Origin of the sequence: Neomelitea salexigens DSM 19753, from assembly GCF_000422345.1 — a bacterium.
Classification (GTDB): Bacteria; Pseudomonadota; Gammaproteobacteria; order Pseudomonadales; family Spongiibacteraceae; genus Spongiibacter; species Spongiibacter marinus_A.
Genome location: NZ_AULP01000001.1, coordinates 378460 through 394218, shown reverse-complemented (window position 1 = coordinate 394218; position 15759 = coordinate 378460). Strand labels below are relative to the sequence as shown.

Sequence of the window (15759 nt, the reverse complement as noted above, 5' to 3'; positions counted from 1 at the left end):
TGTTACTCGCCCTTGAAGCTGGGCTTGCGGCGCTCTACAAACGCGGCCAAGCCCTCTTGACCATCCGCGCTGCCCACGCAGTGTGAAATTCCACGGCTCTCCTGTTCGAGCTGGCATTCCAGTCCGTTTTCGTAGCTGCTCAGCAGCAGTGCCCGTGCGCGCGCATAGGCTTCGGTAGGGCCCGCTGCGAGTTGCGCGGCAATCTTATAAGTTTCCGTAGCGAGGTCCTCGTCGGCAAACACCTTGGTGAGCAGTCCCCAGTCCAGTGCCTCGGCAGCACTGAGAACGCGGTTGGTGTAAATCAATTCCTGCGCGCGGCGCAGGCCGACCAAGCGCGGCAGCCAGGTGGTCGAGCCGCCATCTGGGCTGACTGCGATGCCGGTGTAGGCCATAGTGAACTTCGCCTTTTCGGAAGCCAGCACAATATCGCCAGACATCGCCAGGCTAAATCCAGCGCCAGCGGCAGTGCCATTTACCGCGACAATCAGCGGCGCGCGCATACGGGCAAAGCGCGAGTTGGCCGCGTGCAGGTTGGCGGTGATTTCTTTAATCAGTTGCGGTGCCTCATCGCCCGCCTGATGAAAGCTTTGTACATCGCCGCCGGCACAAAACATTTTGCCATCAGCAGTGAGCACGACCGCGCGTACATCGGAATTGCTGTCACATAAAATGGCCGCTTGCGCCAGTTCCTGAGCCATTTGTAGATTTAGGCTGTGTGCCGCGTCGGGGCGGTTTAGCGAAATGCGAGCGATGCCGTTTTCAAGTTCGAAGCGCAGGGTGTCAAATTGGCTCATGTCAGTGCTTGCCTATTGTTGTGAATGAACGTGGCACGGGGCCAGATAGTGGGGAAAGAAGGGTAGTGCAGCACTGTAGTCGGGTCAACGAGTGCGTATACTTCCGACGCTTCTGTAATGTGAGGGGAAACTGTGCGCATCTTGCTATTGTCGGCCTACCACGCGAATAGCCACAAAGCCTGGGCTGACGGTCTGGTGGCGGCGATGCCGACGCATCAGTGGACGGTGCTTACGCTGCCGCCACGCCATTTTAGTTGGCGATTACGCGGTAATAGCCTGAGTTGGGCAATGCTGCAAAGTGAACAACTAAATGCCGACTACGATTTACTGGTCGCCACATCGATGACCGATTTATCCGCTCTGCGAGGGTTATGCCCGTCGCTTTGCCGCTTACCGACGCTGGTGTATTTCCACGAGAACCAGTTCGCCTACCCCGTGAGCGCGCAGCAGCGACAGGGCGTTGAACCTCAGATACTAAATTTGTACACCGCCCTGGCGGCAGACAAGGTGCTGTTCAATAGTGACTACAACCGCCAAACGTTTATCGAGGGCGCCGATAGGCTACTGGCTAAGTTGCCCGACTTCAGCCCGCGCAGCGAGGTGATGACCCGGCTTAACGAAAGCGAGGTGCTGCCAGTCGGTATTGCACCGCCAGCACCAGCAGCGCCGCGCTTGCCGAGCGAGCGCTTGTCGGTGTTGTGGAATCACCGCTGGGAATACGATAAAGGCCCAGAGCAATTGCTCTTGGTATTGCAGGCTTGCGAGCGCGCCGCCTTGCCTCTCGACATACACATCATTGGCCAACAGTTTCGCAAACGCCCCAAGGCTTTCAGTGACATTGAACGCTTGCTTACCCGCAGTCAGTCCCTGGTCTGCGAACATTTTGGCTACGTGGAAAGCCGTGATCAGTACGAAAAACTCTTGGCCGCCAGTGATGTGGTGCTGTCGACGGCGCTGCACGACTTTCAGGGGTTGGCGGTGATGGAGGCTGTTGCCGCGGGGTGCCGGCCATTGTTGCCAGCGCGCTTGTGTTACCCGCAGTGGTTTGACGCGCCGTATTTATACGACAGCGCCTTGGATGCGCCCGCTGTCGAGGCAGAGTCGGCCTGCGAAGCGCTGGTCGCACTGCTGGCCGAAAAACGCTGCGGGGCGCTACAGACGCCCGATATTTCCGGCCTATATTGGCCGTGTATCGCAGCACAGTATCAGCGTCATTTCGATGCGCTTTGCTGCTGAGCAGCGGTGACAGCGCATCTGGCAGTCAGTATCATAGTCGGCTTTTCGTTTTCCGTGAATACAGGACAGCATCATGGCCAAGCCCCGGGTTCTCACCGGCATTACCACCACTGGCACGCCGCATTTGGGTAACTATGTTGGGGCAATTCGCCCTGCAATTGCAGAGAGTCAGTCCACCGAGCAAGACAGTTTCTTCTTTCTGGCCGACTACCACGCGTTGATCAAATGTCAGGATCCGGCGGCCGTGCATCAGTCTGCCCGTGAGATTGCGGCTACGTGGCTGGCGTTGGGCCTGGATACGGATCGCACGACCTTTTATCGCCAGTCTGATGTGCCGGAAATTACCGAATTGATGTGGGTGCTCAACTGTGTGGCGAGCAAGGGGTTGATGAACCGCGCCCACGCTTATAAGGCGGCGGTGCAGGACAACCAGGAAAAAGGTGAGGACGCCGATTTTGGTGTGACCATGGGCTTGTTCTGTTACCCAGTGTTAATGGCGGCAGATATCCTGATGTTCAACGCGCAGCGTGTGCCGGTGGGGCGTGATCAAACCCAGCACTTGGAAATGGCGCGCGATATCGCTCAGCGTTTTAACCATATTTACGGTGAAACGTTTGCCATGCCAGAAGCCGTTGTCGATGAAGACGTGGCGGTGCTCAGTGGCTTGGATGGCAGAAAAATGAGTAAGAGCTACGGCAATACCATTCCGCTGTTTTTGCCTGAGAAAAAACTCAAAAAACACATCAATAAAATCAAAACCAATCTGCTGGAACCGGGTGAGCCTAAAGACCCAGATGACTCAACGGTTTTTCAAATTTGGCAGGCCTTTGCCAATGCCGAGCAAACGGCATACATGCGCCGCGAGTTTGAAAATGGTATTGCCTGGGGCGAGGCCAAGAAGCAGTTATTTGAATTGATCAACGATCAAATCTCAGCGGCGCGCGAGCGTTACGATGCCATGCTCAACGACGGCAGTTACCTCGATGCTGAGCTGGCCAAAGGCGCAGAGAAAGCCCGCGCCGAGGCGGCGATAATGCTAGATAAAGTGCGCGGCGCGGTAGGGTTGTCACGCTTCGGCTAATGATGCGTGGCGTTTAGCTGCTGCGCTGCTGATGGCAATGCCCAGCGCGATTGCAGCGGCACCTGCCCACGCCCCTGGCGGGTATTGCTCGCCAAGTAACGAGGCGGATATCAGCATACTGACTGAGGCCGCCACGTAGCCCAGCTGGCTGAGCAGTACCGGGCCGCCGCGTTGTTGCAATCGGAATATCAGCGGCGCAGTTGCTGCTGCAATCAGTAATTGCGCGCTACTTAGCGCCGGTGCCAAACCAAGCTGAAAAAGGCCTTGGGGCCCACTGGTAGTGACAAGTAGCAGCAAGTAGCTAAGGCTGGCAAAACCGTGGCTCCACAGAGCGAGCTCGTCTGCCGCGGCTCCTGGTGGCCAGTCCCAGCTGCGGTAGATATTTCCCGCGGCAAGAAGCATCGGAATACACAATGCCAGCAGCAGGTATCCCAGCTCAGGCGCATCGGCGGCGCTGCCGCGTGAGACGCTGACGGCGACGGCGCCCAACAAACCTAACACCACGCCCAATACGCCGAGACCGCTGGTGGTTTGCTGACGCAATAGCGCGGCAAAAACGAGTGTGAACAGCGGTGACAGGGCAAACATCAATCCTGTATAGCCCGCCCCACTGTGCGGCACACTGATTACTAGCAATAGATTTGGCGCGGCAAAACTGAGTGGCCCGGCAATAAGGCAGTAGCGCAGGTGCTGGCCGCGTGGGCGCTGTAAACGGCCTTGCAACCAGAGCGCAGGAAACAGGGCTATGACGGCGCCAAGGGACGTGAGCATCGCCCAAAAAAGCGGGCTCAAGCCGTTAGCCGATGCCAGCTTTGCCATCGGAAAGCTGAGACCAATCAAGGTCCCAGACATTAGGAGTAGCCGCGAGGCGTCCAATTTTTGCGGCGACTGTTGGACCCTTTCCATTTCAGGACACCTCCGTAGCACCGCGCCCGGCGTAGGCGATCGCTGACAGGGGTAAGCGCGGGCGCCGTGTTTCCTGGTTGCGCAGCGTCGCAGGTAAGTTGTTCGCTTGGCCTAAATAGCCCACTGCTACCGCGACCTGTAACTGCCAGTGGTCGGGGAGCAACTGTGCTGAAACGGCCCGCTCGCGGTGAATACCTGCCATGGCATGCGTTTGCAGGCCAAGGTGCTCTGCTTGCAGTGCTAGCTGCATCCATGCCGCGCCACAGTCAAATTGGTGGTAGGGCAGAGCGCGAGTTTTTCCGCCACTTTGGTGCTCAGGTGTTGATGCGATCAGAATCAGTGCCGAGGCCTGTTGCGCCCAGCTGCGATTGAATTCGTCCAGCAGCGAAACAAAGGTTTGCCAGTTTTCATCGTTGCGCAGGCTGTAGACGAACCGCCAGGGCTGGCTGTTATAGGCCGACGGGGCCATGGCAGCCGCTGAAAGCATCGACTGTATTTGCTTGTGATCCACGCGGCGGCCTGAAAACGCGCGCGGAGACCAGCGACGTGCAATGGTGGGCAGCATATCCGCTTGGGTGTTGAGAGAAGGGGTGGACATATCAAGGCTCCTTGGTCTGGGGCAGTAGAGGGATTGCGATGGGGCGAAGAGGGGCGGCATCGGCGCCGCGCAGTCGTAGCCCCGCTGCGATGAATGCGAACTCATACACCCGGTCCTTTGCCAACTCTTCAAGGTAGGCGAGTTCGATAATGGGAACCCCGCGTTGTGCAAGCAGGTAGGTGTGCACGGGGACATAGTCGCTGTCGAGCTCAGAGGGGAAGGCCTCCAGACTGAGGTTATCGGCGCCAACCACCATTACCCCGGCGTCTTCCGCGAGATACTTGGCCGCTTCCAGGCCGAGTCCGGGCGGAGAGTCCATGTATGCCGCGGCGCGCTCGTAGCGTTGCATGCGGCCGGTTCTCAGTAGCACAACGTCGCCCGGGTGCAGTTGCAGGCCTTGGCGAGCAAGGCTAGCGACGATGTCGTCTTTCGTTATGCGGTAGCCGTCTGGCAGCATCGCTTGTTGGTGCAGAGCGGCGATATCCAGCATTACGCCGCGGGCGATGATAGGTGGGAATTTTTCAACGCCGCCGCGTTGCCAGCCGCGATCGCCAAGATATTTCGCCGCGGAGAAACCGTTCCATATTTTGCCATTGAGTCCAAAGTGACTCAGTGCGTCGATATGTGTGCCGGTGTGGCTATACATGGAAATAGCCGAGCCGCTGTAGCTGACTTGACGGTTTTTCCGCTCTCCTTGCTCAAGCGGGTCATCAATGACGTTGCCGTCGGGGGTGTGGGTCATCCACAGTCGATAGTGCGGGTCGCCGGCGGCCTGCCAGCTGGGCATGCCGATGTAATAGTCCACCGATAGGTCGTAGATGCGCTGGCTGGTCAGGCGCATAAAAATAGCGGCGCGCTGCCTGGCATTCATGGTGTTGAGCTGGCCTATTTCATCTGTTGCGCCCCATGGGCTAATGCCCACATCTCGTTCTGCGTGGGCGTGGCTTAGCAACGCGGCGAACAGCAGCAGTAGGGTGAGGCGTTTCATGCTTTGGTCTCCTGACGTAAAACAGGAGGCCAGCCTAGCGCGCTCAATTGTTTTTATAATCTGCCTTATTGGAATAATATTGTTTCCAAATTAAATATAATTGGTGGCTTATGCTCGATGACATCCATGTTTTTGCTCAGGTGGTCGATGCTGGAAGTTTTACCGAAGCAGCAACACGGCTGAATATATCCAAGTCGCTGGTCAGCAAGCAGGTGAGTCGTCTTGAGGGGCGCTTGCAGCTTCGCTTACTCAATCGCAGTACGCGCAGCTTGAGCCTAACGGACGCCGGGCGTCGCTTTTATTCGCGGTGCCGAGGTGGCTTGCAGGAGATTGATGCCGCCATAGAAGGCCTCGCGTTTATGCGCGACGAGCCGGTGGGTTTGCTGCGGATAAACCTGCCGATGTCATTTGGGGTGATGCATGTTTCGCCGTTGCTTCCGGCGTTGCAGCAGCGCTTTCCTGAGCTCGACCTAGAGGTCAATTTAGATGATCGCAAGGTCGAACTCATTGAACCGGCCTTTGATGTGTCTATCCGTATTAGCGATCTCGCGGATTCGAGCATGGTGGCTCGGCGCTTGGGGCCCTGTCGGCACCTGTTGGTGGCTTCTCCCGAGTATGTAAAAGCGAACCCGCTGAGTGACGTGGCTGAATTGGCAGAGCATCGAATTCTAAGTTATCGCCATCAACAGTCGTCAACCGAGTGGCATTTTACGCACCCTGAGCACGGTCACCAGAGTGTGCGCTTGCGCCCGGTAGCAGAACTGAATAACAGCCTTGCTATCAAACAGATGGCGGTGCAGGGGGGAGGTATTGCGCGAATGCCGAGCTTTGCCGTTGCTCAGGATATTTGTGAGGGTCGTTTGCAAGCTGTATTGGCGGGCTATCAATGCCCGGAGTTGTCAATCTTTGCCGTGTATCCGGTGCGGCGCTATCTGCCCCCGAAGGTACGCGTTTTTATCGATTTTATGTTGGAGCATATTGGTGAGAACCCGGCCTGGGACAGGGCGCTGACGCTGTCAAATCAACGCTAAAAGCGTGCCGACAGCGAGATGCCCAGGGGGCCAAGGGTGAGTGTTGTGCCATTGCGATGGCGCAATGAGAGCTCGAAGCGCTCCGAGTCGGAACGAAGCTGCAACTTTGGCAGCCGCTGCGCGGGCACAATAGTTGAGCGCACGGTCTCCGGGGTCACGATAATCTGGTCGAGCGACTGGCCGGCAAAATCACGTTCAGTCTGGGCACTGGCTGCGCTACTCAGCAGTAGTATTAACAGGGCTGTAAATATGGCGGTGTATGTCATCGCTGCTCTCCGAATTCGCGGTGTCGCTGGTTACTGACTATTGCGAAATTGCCGAACAGAGAAAATACGGGAAGCGCGGGAAGGTGACCTGGGTCTCGCTGTGTTTGGGTAAGTCACAGCGTAGCTATGGAGTTATACCTAGGCAGGGCAGGCCCCTGCCTAGGCTAGAGGGGTTAGAAATTGACGCCAAGCTCAACAAAGACGCTGCGGGGCTCGCCAATAAAGTAACGGTAATTGCCAAACGCATAGTCGGCGCGCTCTGCGTAGTCGATATCCTCGATGTTGTTTACCCGCACCACGCTGTAGACGTGCTCACCGTAGTGCTGCACCCAGCGAGCATGAAGCAGTGTATGCCCGGGGTAGCGGAAGCGGTTGTCGGCTTCAAGGAAGTACTCACTCTGGTGCACAGCTTCAAGGCTGAGCACCGTGCTTGGGGTCGCCTGCCAGATGAGTTGTGTGCTGGCGAGCTGGCGTGGGGCAGTGTCGAGTTCGTTACCGGCTTTGGTCAGTGCATCGTTGTCGTACTGGTGCTTGCCGTAGCTGCCTTGCAAGCGCCAAAGCAGCTGCTCGGTGAGCGCCCAGTTCACTTCAAGCTCCAAGCCGCGGCTTTCTGTGCGCCCGCCGTTTATATTCTGGCGGTTGCTGTCTTGAATAATGACGTCGTCTTTTTGCAGCCAATACACCGCACTTCGATAGCTGAAATCCTGCCACTCGCCGCGCAGCCCGATCTCTGCACTATTCAACAGCTCCTCCTCCAATTTAGATGTGAGCTGCTGATTCTGCAGGCGATAGAGTTCACTGGCCTGAGGCGCCCGAAAACCGTGGGCGAGGTTGGCGGTAAAACTGTGATGGGCATTTAACTGGTGGACCACCCCGCCGTGGAAAGACCAATTTCGAAAACGCTCGCTTTGGTCGTCTGGTCGCGCGTAGCGGCAGGCACCATTGCCCGTTGTGCAGGGAGTGCCATCGTCGGCGGTGTTGCCGCTAATCATGCGGTTATCGTAGTCGTAAAACTGAATATCGTAACGCCCGCCGAAGTTCAGGCGAGTTGTATCATTTATCTCGTAGTCACCGCCAACAAACCAGGCGAAGTAGCGGGCATCTACCTCGTAGTCGTAGTGTTTTCCCTGGGGGAAGGGGCCAAAGCCGGCGCTGTCCTGCTGCTGCTCCAGGTAGGCTTGGCTCAGTTCCATGTCAAAGCCGTTGTGCAGGGTAAGCTTGTCGCTGCTTTGCTGGTAGAACGCGGTTTGCACACCAACGCTGCGCTCGCCATTTTCTTCAAGCGGGGTGCCGGGAAGAAAATGCTGCAGAAAGCTCATATCGGTGTAGCGCAGATACGGCGTGACAACAAAGTGGCTGTCCTGAGTGCCATCGCGTTCAAAACGGCTGTAAAAGCGCACATTTTTGCTATTGCGGTAAGCGTCGGGGTTGGGGTTTTCACGCTTGCGGCTGTCGTCTTTGTAGGCGTCTTTGCCGAGCACGTATCCCGCGGTTTCTTGTTGCAAGTTTGCTGCAGATAGCAGCGACTGCACCGACCAGGCTGCGCCGTTGTAGTTGTGGCGTAGCGACAGCTTTTGCTGGTTATAGCCAGAATCCTCTTTATAACCGCCATCGCTGCTGCCGTGCGCGCTAATGCGATAGCCGTGTTTGCCCACGGTGTTGCTATGGCTAAACTTGAGGCGGCCATAGTCATTGGGGCCGCCTTCCGCGGCGATCTGCGTTTCTGGTGTTTCGCTTGGTGCGCGGCTGACAATGTTGATAACGCCATTGAGGGCGTTGCTGCCGTGCACGGCGGTACCGGGGCCGCGAATCACTTCAATGCGGGCCGCTTGTTCGCTGTTTACATCAAAAAGTTGGTTGACGTTGCAGAAGCCCGGGCCGCGCAGCGGGATACCGTCTTCAGCGAAGTAGAACGCACCACAACTCCCCGCGCCTGTGAGCACCCCGGAGCGAATCGCGGTGAGGTGTTCCTGACCATTGCCGCGGCTTATCCACACCCCCGGCGCACGGCTCAGTAGCTCGCTAATGTGGGTATGGCCGATTCGGTCGAGGCTGTCTTGGTCTATCACGCTGATAACAACGCTTAAATCCTGCGGGTCGCGCTCGGTTCGGCTAGCCGTAACGGACACTTGCTCCATCGTCGTGCTGGTACTTGGTGCCTGATCCGCCCAGAGTAGAGGGCTCATGCCCGCCAGCAGTAGGCTTAGTGGGCGCAGTCTTACAAGATTCATTCGGTTCGATCCCGTTAGTGTCAGGGTGGCTAGTGGCAGGGTGAATATTACACGATTCGGATAAACAAGCCTTCAGACGAGGCAAGTACGTCGTCGCCATCGTGGCACTCACCGTGGGCGATAATTTTGCGCTCACCGATATCTTCCAGCCACGTGTCGAAGCGCAGCGTTTTGTATAGTGGGACAGGGCGCCGGTAATTAACCTTCAGCGATGCGGTATAGCCCGGGGTGCCATTGCGCAGGCAGGCAAAGGCCAGCAATTGGTCGAAAACCAGGCTCGTCACGCCGCCGTGCACGCTATTTGGCGGGCCTTCGTGGCGTTTACCGAAGCAGATATCACTGACCACGCGGTCATTCTCTACTCTAACTTCCATATCGGGCGAGTAGGCATTGTAGCGGCCGGTGGCGGGGCCGTAGGGGAGGGCTTCGCGTAGCTCGTCACCAAACTCCATATTGAAATAGGGCATGATCTTCTCGCCCTGGTGAGCGCTGAGCTGATCGTTCAGTGCTTCAATCTGGCTGGCAAGTTCAGCGAGCCGCTCCGCATCGGCGTTAACGTCAATGCTGAGTTCTAGACTTTCCTGTAACGCCCGACTGAGGCGAAGCAATTGCGATGAGGCAGTATTGGCCGACATGTGTCCGTCGTTCCTTATTGTAATGACTAAATAAAACGAGAGCCGCAGTGTAATAGGAGGAGGCTGTGCTGCAAAGGCTTGGTTATGAGAGTGTGCCGGTTCTTAGTGTTTTATAAGTGGGGGGGGGCAGCGAGAGTTGGCGGTAAGGTGTTGGTATCGGATATTTATCGGCGATAACTGGGTTTTTACTGCAGCGTGCAATTTCTATAGCGCACAGTGGTGACGCGTATTTAGTGGTCAGGGAAAGCGTTTGAACAGTAAAGGTGTCTACAAAGAAAAGATGGTACCAGAGGCCGGACTCGAACCGGCACGCCCGTGAAGGCAAGGGATTTTGAATCCCTCATGTCTACCAATTTCATCACTCTGGCATTGAGGAGGCGGGATTATAGCAGCCTTGTTTAATCGGTCAATCCATCGGCTAAAAAAATTGCTGTTTTCCCTCTAAATGTCGATGAATGGAGTCCGAAAGCGATTTCCGTTAATCTTGCGGCCTTTATTTTTAGTGATCGAGAGTATGCAGCGCCGCGACTTTTATTTTGATCTGCCTGATGAACTGATTGCGCGTTATCCTGCCCAGCAGCGCGACGGGAGTCGCCTGTTGGTGTTACAGGGTGACGGCAGGCTCGAGCACCGGCAGTTTCCTGATTTACTCGACTATCTGCGCGAGGGGGATTTGCTGGTATTTAACGACACCAGAGTGATTCCCGCGCGGCTATTTGGCGCAAAGGAATCAGGTGGGCGCATTGAGATATTGATCGAGCGCCTGATCGATGAACACCATGCCCTGGCCCATATACGGGCGAGCAAATCGCCGAAGGCGGGTAGCCGCTTGTTCCTGGCTGGGGATGCGGAGGCGCCAGTTGGCAGTGATGCGGTTGAGGTGCTTGGCCGCCAAGGCGCTCTGTTTGAACTGCGCTTTGATGCGCCGTTGTTAGAGCAACTAAATACCTATGGCCACATGCCGTTGCCGCCCTATATCGACCGCGCGGACGACGCAGAGGATCAGCAGCGCTACCAAACGGTGTATGCCAAACGCGATGGTGCGGTAGCCGCGCCGACGGCGGGCCTGCATTTTACCGAGGACTTTCTCGCGGCATGTAAGGCAAAGGGCGTTGAACAAGCCTTTGTGACGCTGCATGTCGGGGCGGGAACCTTTCAGCCGGTGCGCGCAGATGATATTCGCGATCACGAGATGCACGCCGAGTATATTGAAGTGTCGGCCGCCGTCGCCCAGCAGGTCAGGGCAACTCGCGCTCGTGGCGGGCGTGTGGTCGCCGTGGGCACCACCAGTGTGCGCAGCTTAGAGAGCGCTTCCCAGAGTGGCGAAATTGCGGCATTTTCCGGTGATAGTCGAATTTTTATCTACCCTGGCTATCAGTTTAAGAGCGTGGACGCCTTGTTTACCAACTTCCACCTCCCGGAGTCCACGCTCATCATGCTGGTCAGCGCCCTAGCTGGTCAGGCGCCGGTAATGGCGGCCTACCGCGAAGCGGTGGCCGAGCGTTATCGTTTTTTCAGTTATGGTGATGCCATGCTGGTTTTCCCCACTTTGCAGCAGGAGTCCATAAATGACTGATGCCTCTTCTCCCTCTGATACTGGCAGCAGTCGTGATGATTGCCGAATGCAGTTCAGTCGCAGTGCCCAAGACGGCCTGGCGCGACGCGGCGAATTAAGCTTTCCGCGCGGCAAGGTGCAAACGCCTGCCTTTATGCCGGTAGGTACCTACGGCACGGTAAAAGGAATGCTGCCGCGGGATATCCACGAGATCGGTGCGGAAATCATACTGGGCAATACCTTTCACTTAATGCTTCGCCCCGGTACAGAGGTGGTGAAAGCCCACGGTGATCTGCATGACTTTATTGGCTGGGAAGGGCCGATACTGACTGACTCGGGGGGCTTTCAGGTATGGAGTTTGGGCAAGCTGCGCAAAATTAGTGAAGAGGGCGTGTCTTTTCAGTCGCCGGTCGACGGTAGCAAGGTGTACATGGACCCGGAGCGCTCAATGGAAGTGCAGCGCGAGTTGGGCTCCGATATCGTTATGATCTTCGATGAGTGCACGCCGTACCCTGCAACAGAGGCAGAAGCGCGCAGCTCTATGGAGCTGTCATTGCGTTGGGCAGAGCGCAGTAAAAGCGCCCACGAAGGCAATGATGCCGCCTTATTTGGGATCATCCAGGGTGGCATGTACCCCGAGTTGCGCCGCGAATCCCTGGCGGGTCTTCAGGACATTGGCTTTGATGGCTATGCCATCGGCGGGCTGTCGGTTGGCGAGCCCAAAGAGGAAATGCTCAAAGTTCTGGATGGTCTAGCGGATCATCTGCCAGAGCAGCAGCCCCGCTACCTGATGGGCGTTGGCAAGCCCTCTGACATTCTTGAAGCCGTGATGCGCGGTGTCGACATGTTTGACTGTGTGATGCCAACCCGCAATGCCCGCAATGGCCACCTGTTCACTTCAACGGGAGTCATTAAGATTCGCAACGCGGTTCATCGCCACAGCGACCAGCCGCTCGATGCGAATTGTGACTGCTATACCTGCCAAAATTTTTCCCGAGCCTACCTGCATCATTTGGATAAATGCCGGGAAATATTGGGCGCCCAGCTCAACACCATTCATAACCTGCGGTACTATCAAAACCATATGGCGGCAATTCGCCAGGCAATAGAGCAGGGCCGCTTGGCCGAGTTTGCCGAGGAATTCTACGCAAGTCAGGATGGTAGGGCGGATGTATAAGCTGGTGTTTTTTGTCCCCGTCTCGCATTTGGAGGCGGTGAAAGACGCGGTTTTCGCTGCCGGTGCGGGGCGCCAGGGCGAGTATGAACACTGCTGTTGGCAGACGCTGGGCTATGGTCAATTCAAGCCCAGTAGCGCTGCCCAGCCGTATATCGGCGAGTCGGGGGAATTAGAGGTGGTACCCGAATATCGCGTAGAAATGGTGTGCGAGGCCTCGGCGCTTAAAAATGTGGTTCACGCCTTGCGACGTGCCCACCCTTACGAAGAGCCGGCCTTTGATGTAACCGAAACAGTGGATGGCCTGTAGTGGGCCGAGAGAGTAGTTATGTTGTATGAACTGGGTGACCGTCGAGTCAAAATGCTCGGTGATGGTCACTTTGTGGCGGACAATACATCGCTGATTGGCGACGTTGTGCTGAGCCAAAATGTAAGTATTTGGTTCAATGTGGTGATCCGCGGTGACACCGAACAGATTCGCATTGGTGCTGGCAGCAATATTCAAGATGGCAGTATTCTGCACACCGACCACGGTTTTCCAATGAATATTGGCAAGGATGTGACGGTGGGGCACAAGGTCATGTTGCACGGCTGCACGATTGGTGATGGCAGTTTAATCGGCATGAATGCAGTGGTTCTCAACGGCGCCAAAGTCGGAAAAAACTGCCTGATTGGTGCCAATGCGCTGGTGACAGAGGGTATGGAAATACCCGACGGTTCGCTCGTGATGGGAATGCCGGCTAAGGTTAAGCGCGCACTGAGCGACGTGGAGCAGGCAACCCTGGCGCTCTCGGCTCAGCATTATGTGGAGAATGGTCAGCGTTTTCTCAGCGATTTGCGTCCCCAGAGCCTTGCGTCGGCAAAGTGTGATGGCGAGGAATTTAACGATGAGTTCTGAACCATTAGAAACCCCAGTCAAGTCGCCCTGTGTCTCGGTGTGCGCGCTGGATGAGCAAGATGTCTGTCTGGGTTGTTACCGAACAGTAGAAGAAATTCGTGAGTGGTCGTCGGTAAATGATGCGCAGCGCCGAGAGATTGTTCGTATGGCCAATGCGCGTTGCAAGGAACGCTACGGCTAATTGTCGGCGCTATACGCGCCGACGGTTGCGACCTTTCGGGTAGGCTCTTACCAACTGGATCAGGTTGCCTTTCATTTCCATAATTTCAAAACAGTAGCCTTCAACCGTAACGCCCACCATGGCCTCTGGAAAGCTCTCCAGTGTTTCCAATAGCAGGCCGTTCAGTGTTTTAGGTCCGTCGGTGGGCAGCTCCCACTTAAGGGTTTTATTAATGTCCCGCACGGTGGTGGTGCCGTCGATCACAAATGTGCCATCGCTTTGGTGGGTGATGTCGTCGGTGTCAGTGCTGAGGTTAGACGTGAACTCGCCGACAATCTCTTCAAGCAAATCCTCTAGCGTGACGATACCCTGCATCACGCCGTACTCATCGACAACAATGCCCATGCGTCGCTTTTGTTTTTGAAAGTTAAATAGCTGGGTGTGCAGGGGGGTGCCTTCCGGAATGAAGTAGGGGGCTCGAAGGGCGCGTAGCAGGCGGTCGCGCTGTACTTTGCCGTGCTCATCAACGCTGTTAATAATGTCCCGTTGATGGAGAATGCCGACAACATTATCAATGTCGTTTTGGTATACCGGAATGCGGGTAAACTCAGCGTCGCGCAGCTTTTCGATGATGGCCGTCGTGTCGGCTTCAATATCAATGCCGTAGACCTCATTGCGCGGGATCATAATGTCGTCCACGGTGATGAGCTCTAGGTCCAATATATTCAGGAGCATGCCGCGGTGGTGTTTGGGAATCAGGTGGCCGGCATCGCCGACGATGGTCCGCAGCTCCTCCATGCCGATGTGTTCGCTGCCGTCATTCTTCTCAACACCGGTCATGCGCAGCACCATATGGGTGATATGGCTAACTAACCAGATTACCGGGAACAGTAGGCTGCGCAGCGGCAGCAAGATATGGCTGACGGTATAGGCCACCATCTCAGATTTATACGCGGCAATGGTCTTGGGGATGATCTCGGCAAAAATCAGGAAGACTAGTGTCAGTAAAATAGACGCGGGAACAACGGCGTTGTCGCCATAGAGACGAATCGCGAGTACGGTGGCGAGCGCGGCGGCGAGATTGTTGATGAGGTTGTTGCCGATCAATATTGTGCTGATCAGGCTGTCGGGTTTTTCCAGCAAGCGCGCAGCGCGCCGGGCACCGCGGTGGCCAGTTTTCACTTTGTGGCGCAGGCGGTAGCGGTTCAGGGACATCATTCCGGTTTCAGAACCGGAGAAGAAACCAGAAAAGAAGATCAGCGCGGCCAATATTCCAAATAAAAGACCCAGCGGTGCCTCGTTCAAAAAGCCCTAAACTCCCGAGAAAAAAATCAGTGCCAATCTTGAAGAAAAACCGCCTGCAGCACAAGCCGCCAGGCTCATAAGTTAGGGGCTGGCAATCAAGCTCAGGGCGATTTTTGTGCCCAGGTAGCCCAGTAGCAGGAAGGCGAAGGCCCACAGTGTCCAGCGAATCGCTGTGCGGCCGCGCCAGCCGAGGGCCAGCCGCCCGCCAATAAGCACGCCAAGCAGCAGCCACGCCATGATGGAAAACAGGGTTTTGTGGGCAAGGTTCTGATCTAGCAGGTTATCGACGAATACCACGCCGGTGCCAATGGCAGCTGTTAGCAGCAGGAAGCTCGCAGCAACCAGCTCAAACAACATGCTCTCCATGGTTTGCAGTGGCGGCATGAAGCTGGGCAAGCCGCGAAGCTGATGCTGGCGCAGCATGCGGTCCTGGCTGGCCAGTACCAGCGCCTGAACGGCGGCGATGGTGAGCATGCTGTATGCCAATATCGATAAAATGATGTGGCTGTACATGCCTGCGGTGTGCTTTTCACCAACTTGCTGGCCCGGTAGAAGTAGCTCTAAAGCGATGGCGAGCATGGCGAGGGGGAACAATGCCAGTAGCAGATTGTGTATCGGTCGGCGAAGGCTGGCCCCGAGAGTGATCGCGCAAATCAGGCCGGTGAGGAGCGAAAACAGCTGCGATAGCCCCAGATCTGCGCCCATGGGGGTGGCAATGGCGCTTACCGCCGCCACAAAATGCGCTGCAATGGCCGCGGCACCGAAGCACAGTGCGCCGCGGCTGAGTTGTTGGCCGTTGCCAAGGCGAAGGCGCCTCACCTGTGCGCCAGTGGCGAAGAAGTATAGAAGGACTGCTATCAGGCTGCTTGCAATGTTCATGTACTCGGCTTTGCCGGATTCC

17 protein-coding genes and 1 tRNA gene are annotated in these 15759 nt (G+C 56.3%); 8 read left to right on the top strand and 10 right to left on the bottom strand.

Annotated features, from left to right (window positions below; all coding sequences use genetic code 11):
* Window positions 1-2: 2 nt before the first annotated feature.
* Window positions 3-794 (bottom strand): enoyl-CoA hydratase/isomerase family protein, encoded by a 792-nt coding sequence (locus tag H573_RS0101855; protein ID WP_027872782.1) that lies wholly within the window; start codon window positions 792-794, stop codon window positions 3-5.
* A gap of 132 nt (window positions 795-926) precedes the next feature.
* Between H573_RS0101855 and H573_RS0101850 the strand changes: the two genes are divergently transcribed.
* Together H573_RS0101850 and H573_RS0101845 are read left to right on the top strand one after the other, a co-directional pair.
* Window positions 927-2030, top strand: coding sequence for a tRNA-queuosine alpha-mannosyltransferase domain-containing protein (locus H573_RS0101850; protein ID WP_027872781.1), 1104 nt, complete (start codon window positions 927-929; stop codon window positions 2028-2030).
* Between the two features lie 73 nt (window positions 2031-2103).
* The gene (locus H573_RS0101845) at window positions 2104-3111 is read left to right on the top strand and encodes a tryptophan--tRNA ligase (RefSeq protein WP_027872780.1); all 1008 of its coding nucleotides are present in this window, start codon (window positions 2104-2106) and stop codon (window positions 3109-3111) included.
* Here the strand turns inward: H573_RS0101845 and H573_RS0101840 are convergent.
* From H573_RS0101840 to H573_RS0101830, 3 genes are read right to left on the bottom strand one after another with little or no spacing between them, the layout of a single operon-like run.
* Window positions 3097-3963, bottom strand: coding sequence for a DMT family transporter (locus tag H573_RS0101840; protein ID WP_161624225.1), 867 nt, complete (start codon window positions 3961-3963; stop codon window positions 3097-3099). The genes H573_RS0101845 and H573_RS0101840 overlap by 15 nt on opposite strands.
* 55 nt (window positions 3964-4018) lie before the next feature.
* Window positions 4019-4615 (bottom strand): nitroreductase family protein, encoded by a 597-nt coding sequence (locus H573_RS0101835; protein ID WP_051170850.1) that lies wholly within the window; start codon window positions 4613-4615, stop codon window positions 4019-4021.
* A 1-nt stretch (window position 4616) separates the two neighbouring features.
* A complete protein-coding gene (locus H573_RS0101830) occupies window positions 4617-5603 on the bottom strand; it encodes a cyclase family protein (protein WP_027872777.1) in 987 nt (328 codons plus the stop codon).
* A gap of 110 nt (window positions 5604-5713) precedes the next feature.
* Between H573_RS0101830 and H573_RS0101825 the strand changes: the two genes are divergently transcribed.
* Entirely contained in the window at window positions 5714-6634 is a 921-nt protein-coding gene (locus H573_RS0101825; protein WP_027872776.1) for a LysR family transcriptional regulator, read from the top strand.
* Here the strand turns inward: H573_RS0101825 and H573_RS0101820 are convergent.
* The 4 genes from H573_RS0101820 to H573_RS0101805 all read right to left on the bottom strand — a co-directional run bounded on the left by H573_RS0101820 (window position 6631) and on the right by H573_RS0101805 (window position 10134).
* Entirely contained in the window at window positions 6631-6900 is a 270-nt protein-coding gene (locus H573_RS0101820) for a hypothetical protein (RefSeq protein WP_027872775.1), read from the bottom strand. The genes H573_RS0101825 and H573_RS0101820 overlap by 4 nt on opposite strands.
* Window positions 6901-7073: 173 nt before the next feature.
* The gene (locus tag H573_RS0101815; protein WP_027872774.1) at window positions 7074-9131 is read right to left on the bottom strand and encodes a TonB-dependent receptor; all 2058 of its coding nucleotides are present in this window, start codon (window positions 9129-9131) and stop codon (window positions 7074-7076) included.
* A 47-nt stretch (window positions 9132-9178) separates the two neighbouring features.
* Window positions 9179-9766, bottom strand: a complete 588-nt coding sequence (locus H573_RS18745; protein ID WP_051170848.1) for a PaaI family thioesterase — start codon at window positions 9764-9766, stop codon at window positions 9179-9181.
* Between the two features lie 281 nt (window positions 9767-10047).
* Window positions 10048-10134 (bottom strand) — tRNA-Leu (locus H573_RS0101805).
* Between the two features lie 146 nt (window positions 10135-10280).
* Between H573_RS0101805 and queA the strand changes: the two genes are divergently transcribed.
* The 5 genes from queA to H573_RS0101780 are packed head-to-tail and all read left to right on the top strand — an operon-like array spanning window position 10281 to window position 13574.
* Complete coding sequence (queA, locus tag H573_RS0101800; protein ID WP_027872773.1) at window positions 10281-11342, top strand: tRNA preQ1(34) S-adenosylmethionine ribosyltransferase-isomerase QueA; 1062 nt, start codon at window positions 10281-10283, stop codon at window positions 11340-11342.
* Between the two features lie 46 nt (window positions 11343-11388).
* Window positions 11389-12498, top strand: a complete 1110-nt coding sequence (tgt, locus tag H573_RS0101795; RefSeq protein WP_027872772.1) for a tRNA guanosine(34) transglycosylase Tgt — start codon at window positions 11389-11391, stop codon at window positions 12496-12498.
* The gene (locus H573_RS0101790; protein ID WP_027872771.1) at window positions 12491-12805 is read left to right on the top strand and encodes a YqfO family protein; all 315 of its coding nucleotides are present in this window, start codon (window positions 12491-12493) and stop codon (window positions 12803-12805) included. The genes tgt and H573_RS0101790 overlap by 8 nt, the downstream gene beginning before the upstream one ends.
* Before the next feature lie 18 nt (window positions 12806-12823).
* Window positions 12824-13393, top strand: coding sequence for a gamma carbonic anhydrase family protein (locus H573_RS16640; RefSeq protein WP_051170846.1), 570 nt, complete (start codon window positions 12824-12826; stop codon window positions 13391-13393).
* Window positions 13383-13574, top strand: a complete 192-nt coding sequence (locus H573_RS0101780; protein WP_027872770.1) for a DUF1289 domain-containing protein — start codon at window positions 13383-13385, stop codon at window positions 13572-13574. The genes H573_RS16640 and H573_RS0101780 overlap by 11 nt, the downstream gene beginning before the upstream one ends.
* A 9-nt stretch (window positions 13575-13583) precedes the next feature.
* On the opposite strand, the gene H573_RS0101775 is transcribed toward H573_RS0101780, so the two are convergent.
* Together H573_RS0101775 and H573_RS0101770 are read right to left on the bottom strand one after the other, a co-directional pair.
* Complete coding sequence (locus tag H573_RS0101775) at window positions 13584-14858, bottom strand: HlyC/CorC family transporter (protein ID WP_027872769.1); 1275 nt, start codon at window positions 14856-14858, stop codon at window positions 13584-13586.
* A gap of 81 nt (window positions 14859-14939) precedes the next feature.
* Complete coding sequence (locus H573_RS0101770) at window positions 14940-15737, bottom strand: cytochrome C assembly family protein (RefSeq protein WP_027872768.1); 798 nt, start codon at window positions 15735-15737, stop codon at window positions 14940-14942.
* Between the last annotated feature and the right edge of the window lie 22 nt (window positions 15738-15759).

Bases quoted from the DNA above. Each gene is read 5' to 3' on its own strand.
- H573_RS16640 (WP_051170846.1), top strand. From the start codon at position 12,824: ATGTTGTATGAACTGGGTGACCGTCGAGTCAAAATGCTCGGTGATGGT.
- H573_RS0101855 (WP_027872782.1), bottom strand. From the start codon at position 794: ATGAGCCAATTTGACACCCTGCGCTTCGAACTTGAAAACGGCATCGCT.
- H573_RS0101820 (WP_027872775.1), bottom strand. From the start codon at position 6,900: ATGACATACACCGCCATATTTACAGCCCTGTTAATACTACTGCTGAGT.
- H573_RS0101770 (WP_027872768.1), bottom strand. From the start codon at position 15,737: ATGAACATTGCAAGCAGCCTGATAGCAGTCCTTCTATACTTCTTCGCC.
- H573_RS0101815 (WP_027872774.1), bottom strand. From the start codon at position 9,131: ATGAATCTTGTAAGACTGCGCCCACTAAGCCTACTGCTGGCGGGCATG.
- queA (WP_027872773.1), top strand. From the start codon at position 10,281: ATGCAGCGCCGCGACTTTTATTTTGATCTGCCTGATGAACTGATTGCG.
- H573_RS0101830 (WP_027872777.1), bottom strand. From the start codon at position 5,603: ATGAAACGCCTCACCCTACTGCTGCTGTTCGCCGCGTTGCTAAGCCAC.
- H573_RS18745 (WP_051170848.1), bottom strand. From the start codon at position 9,766: ATGTCGGCCAATACTGCCTCATCGCAATTGCTTCGCCTCAGTCGGGCG.
- H573_RS0101845 (WP_027872780.1), top strand. From the start codon at position 2,104: ATGGCCAAGCCCCGGGTTCTCACCGGCATTACCACCACTGGCACGCCG.
- H573_RS0101835 (WP_051170850.1), bottom strand. From the start codon at position 4,615: ATGTCCACCCCTTCTCTCAACACCCAAGCGGATATGCTGCCCACCATT.
- H573_RS0101780 (WP_027872770.1), top strand. From the start codon at position 13,383: ATGAGTTCTGAACCATTAGAAACCCCAGTCAAGTCGCCCTGTGTCTCG.
- tgt (WP_027872772.1), top strand. From the start codon at position 11,389: ATGCAGTTCAGTCGCAGTGCCCAAGACGGCCTGGCGCGACGCGGCGAA.
- H573_RS0101840 (WP_161624225.1), bottom strand. From the start codon at position 3,963: ATGTCTGGGACCTTGATTGGTCTCAGCTTTCCGATGGCAAAGCTGGCA.
- H573_RS0101825 (WP_027872776.1), top strand. From the start codon at position 5,714: ATGCTCGATGACATCCATGTTTTTGCTCAGGTGGTCGATGCTGGAAGT.
- H573_RS0101790 (WP_027872771.1), top strand. From the start codon at position 12,491: ATGTATAAGCTGGTGTTTTTTGTCCCCGTCTCGCATTTGGAGGCGGTG.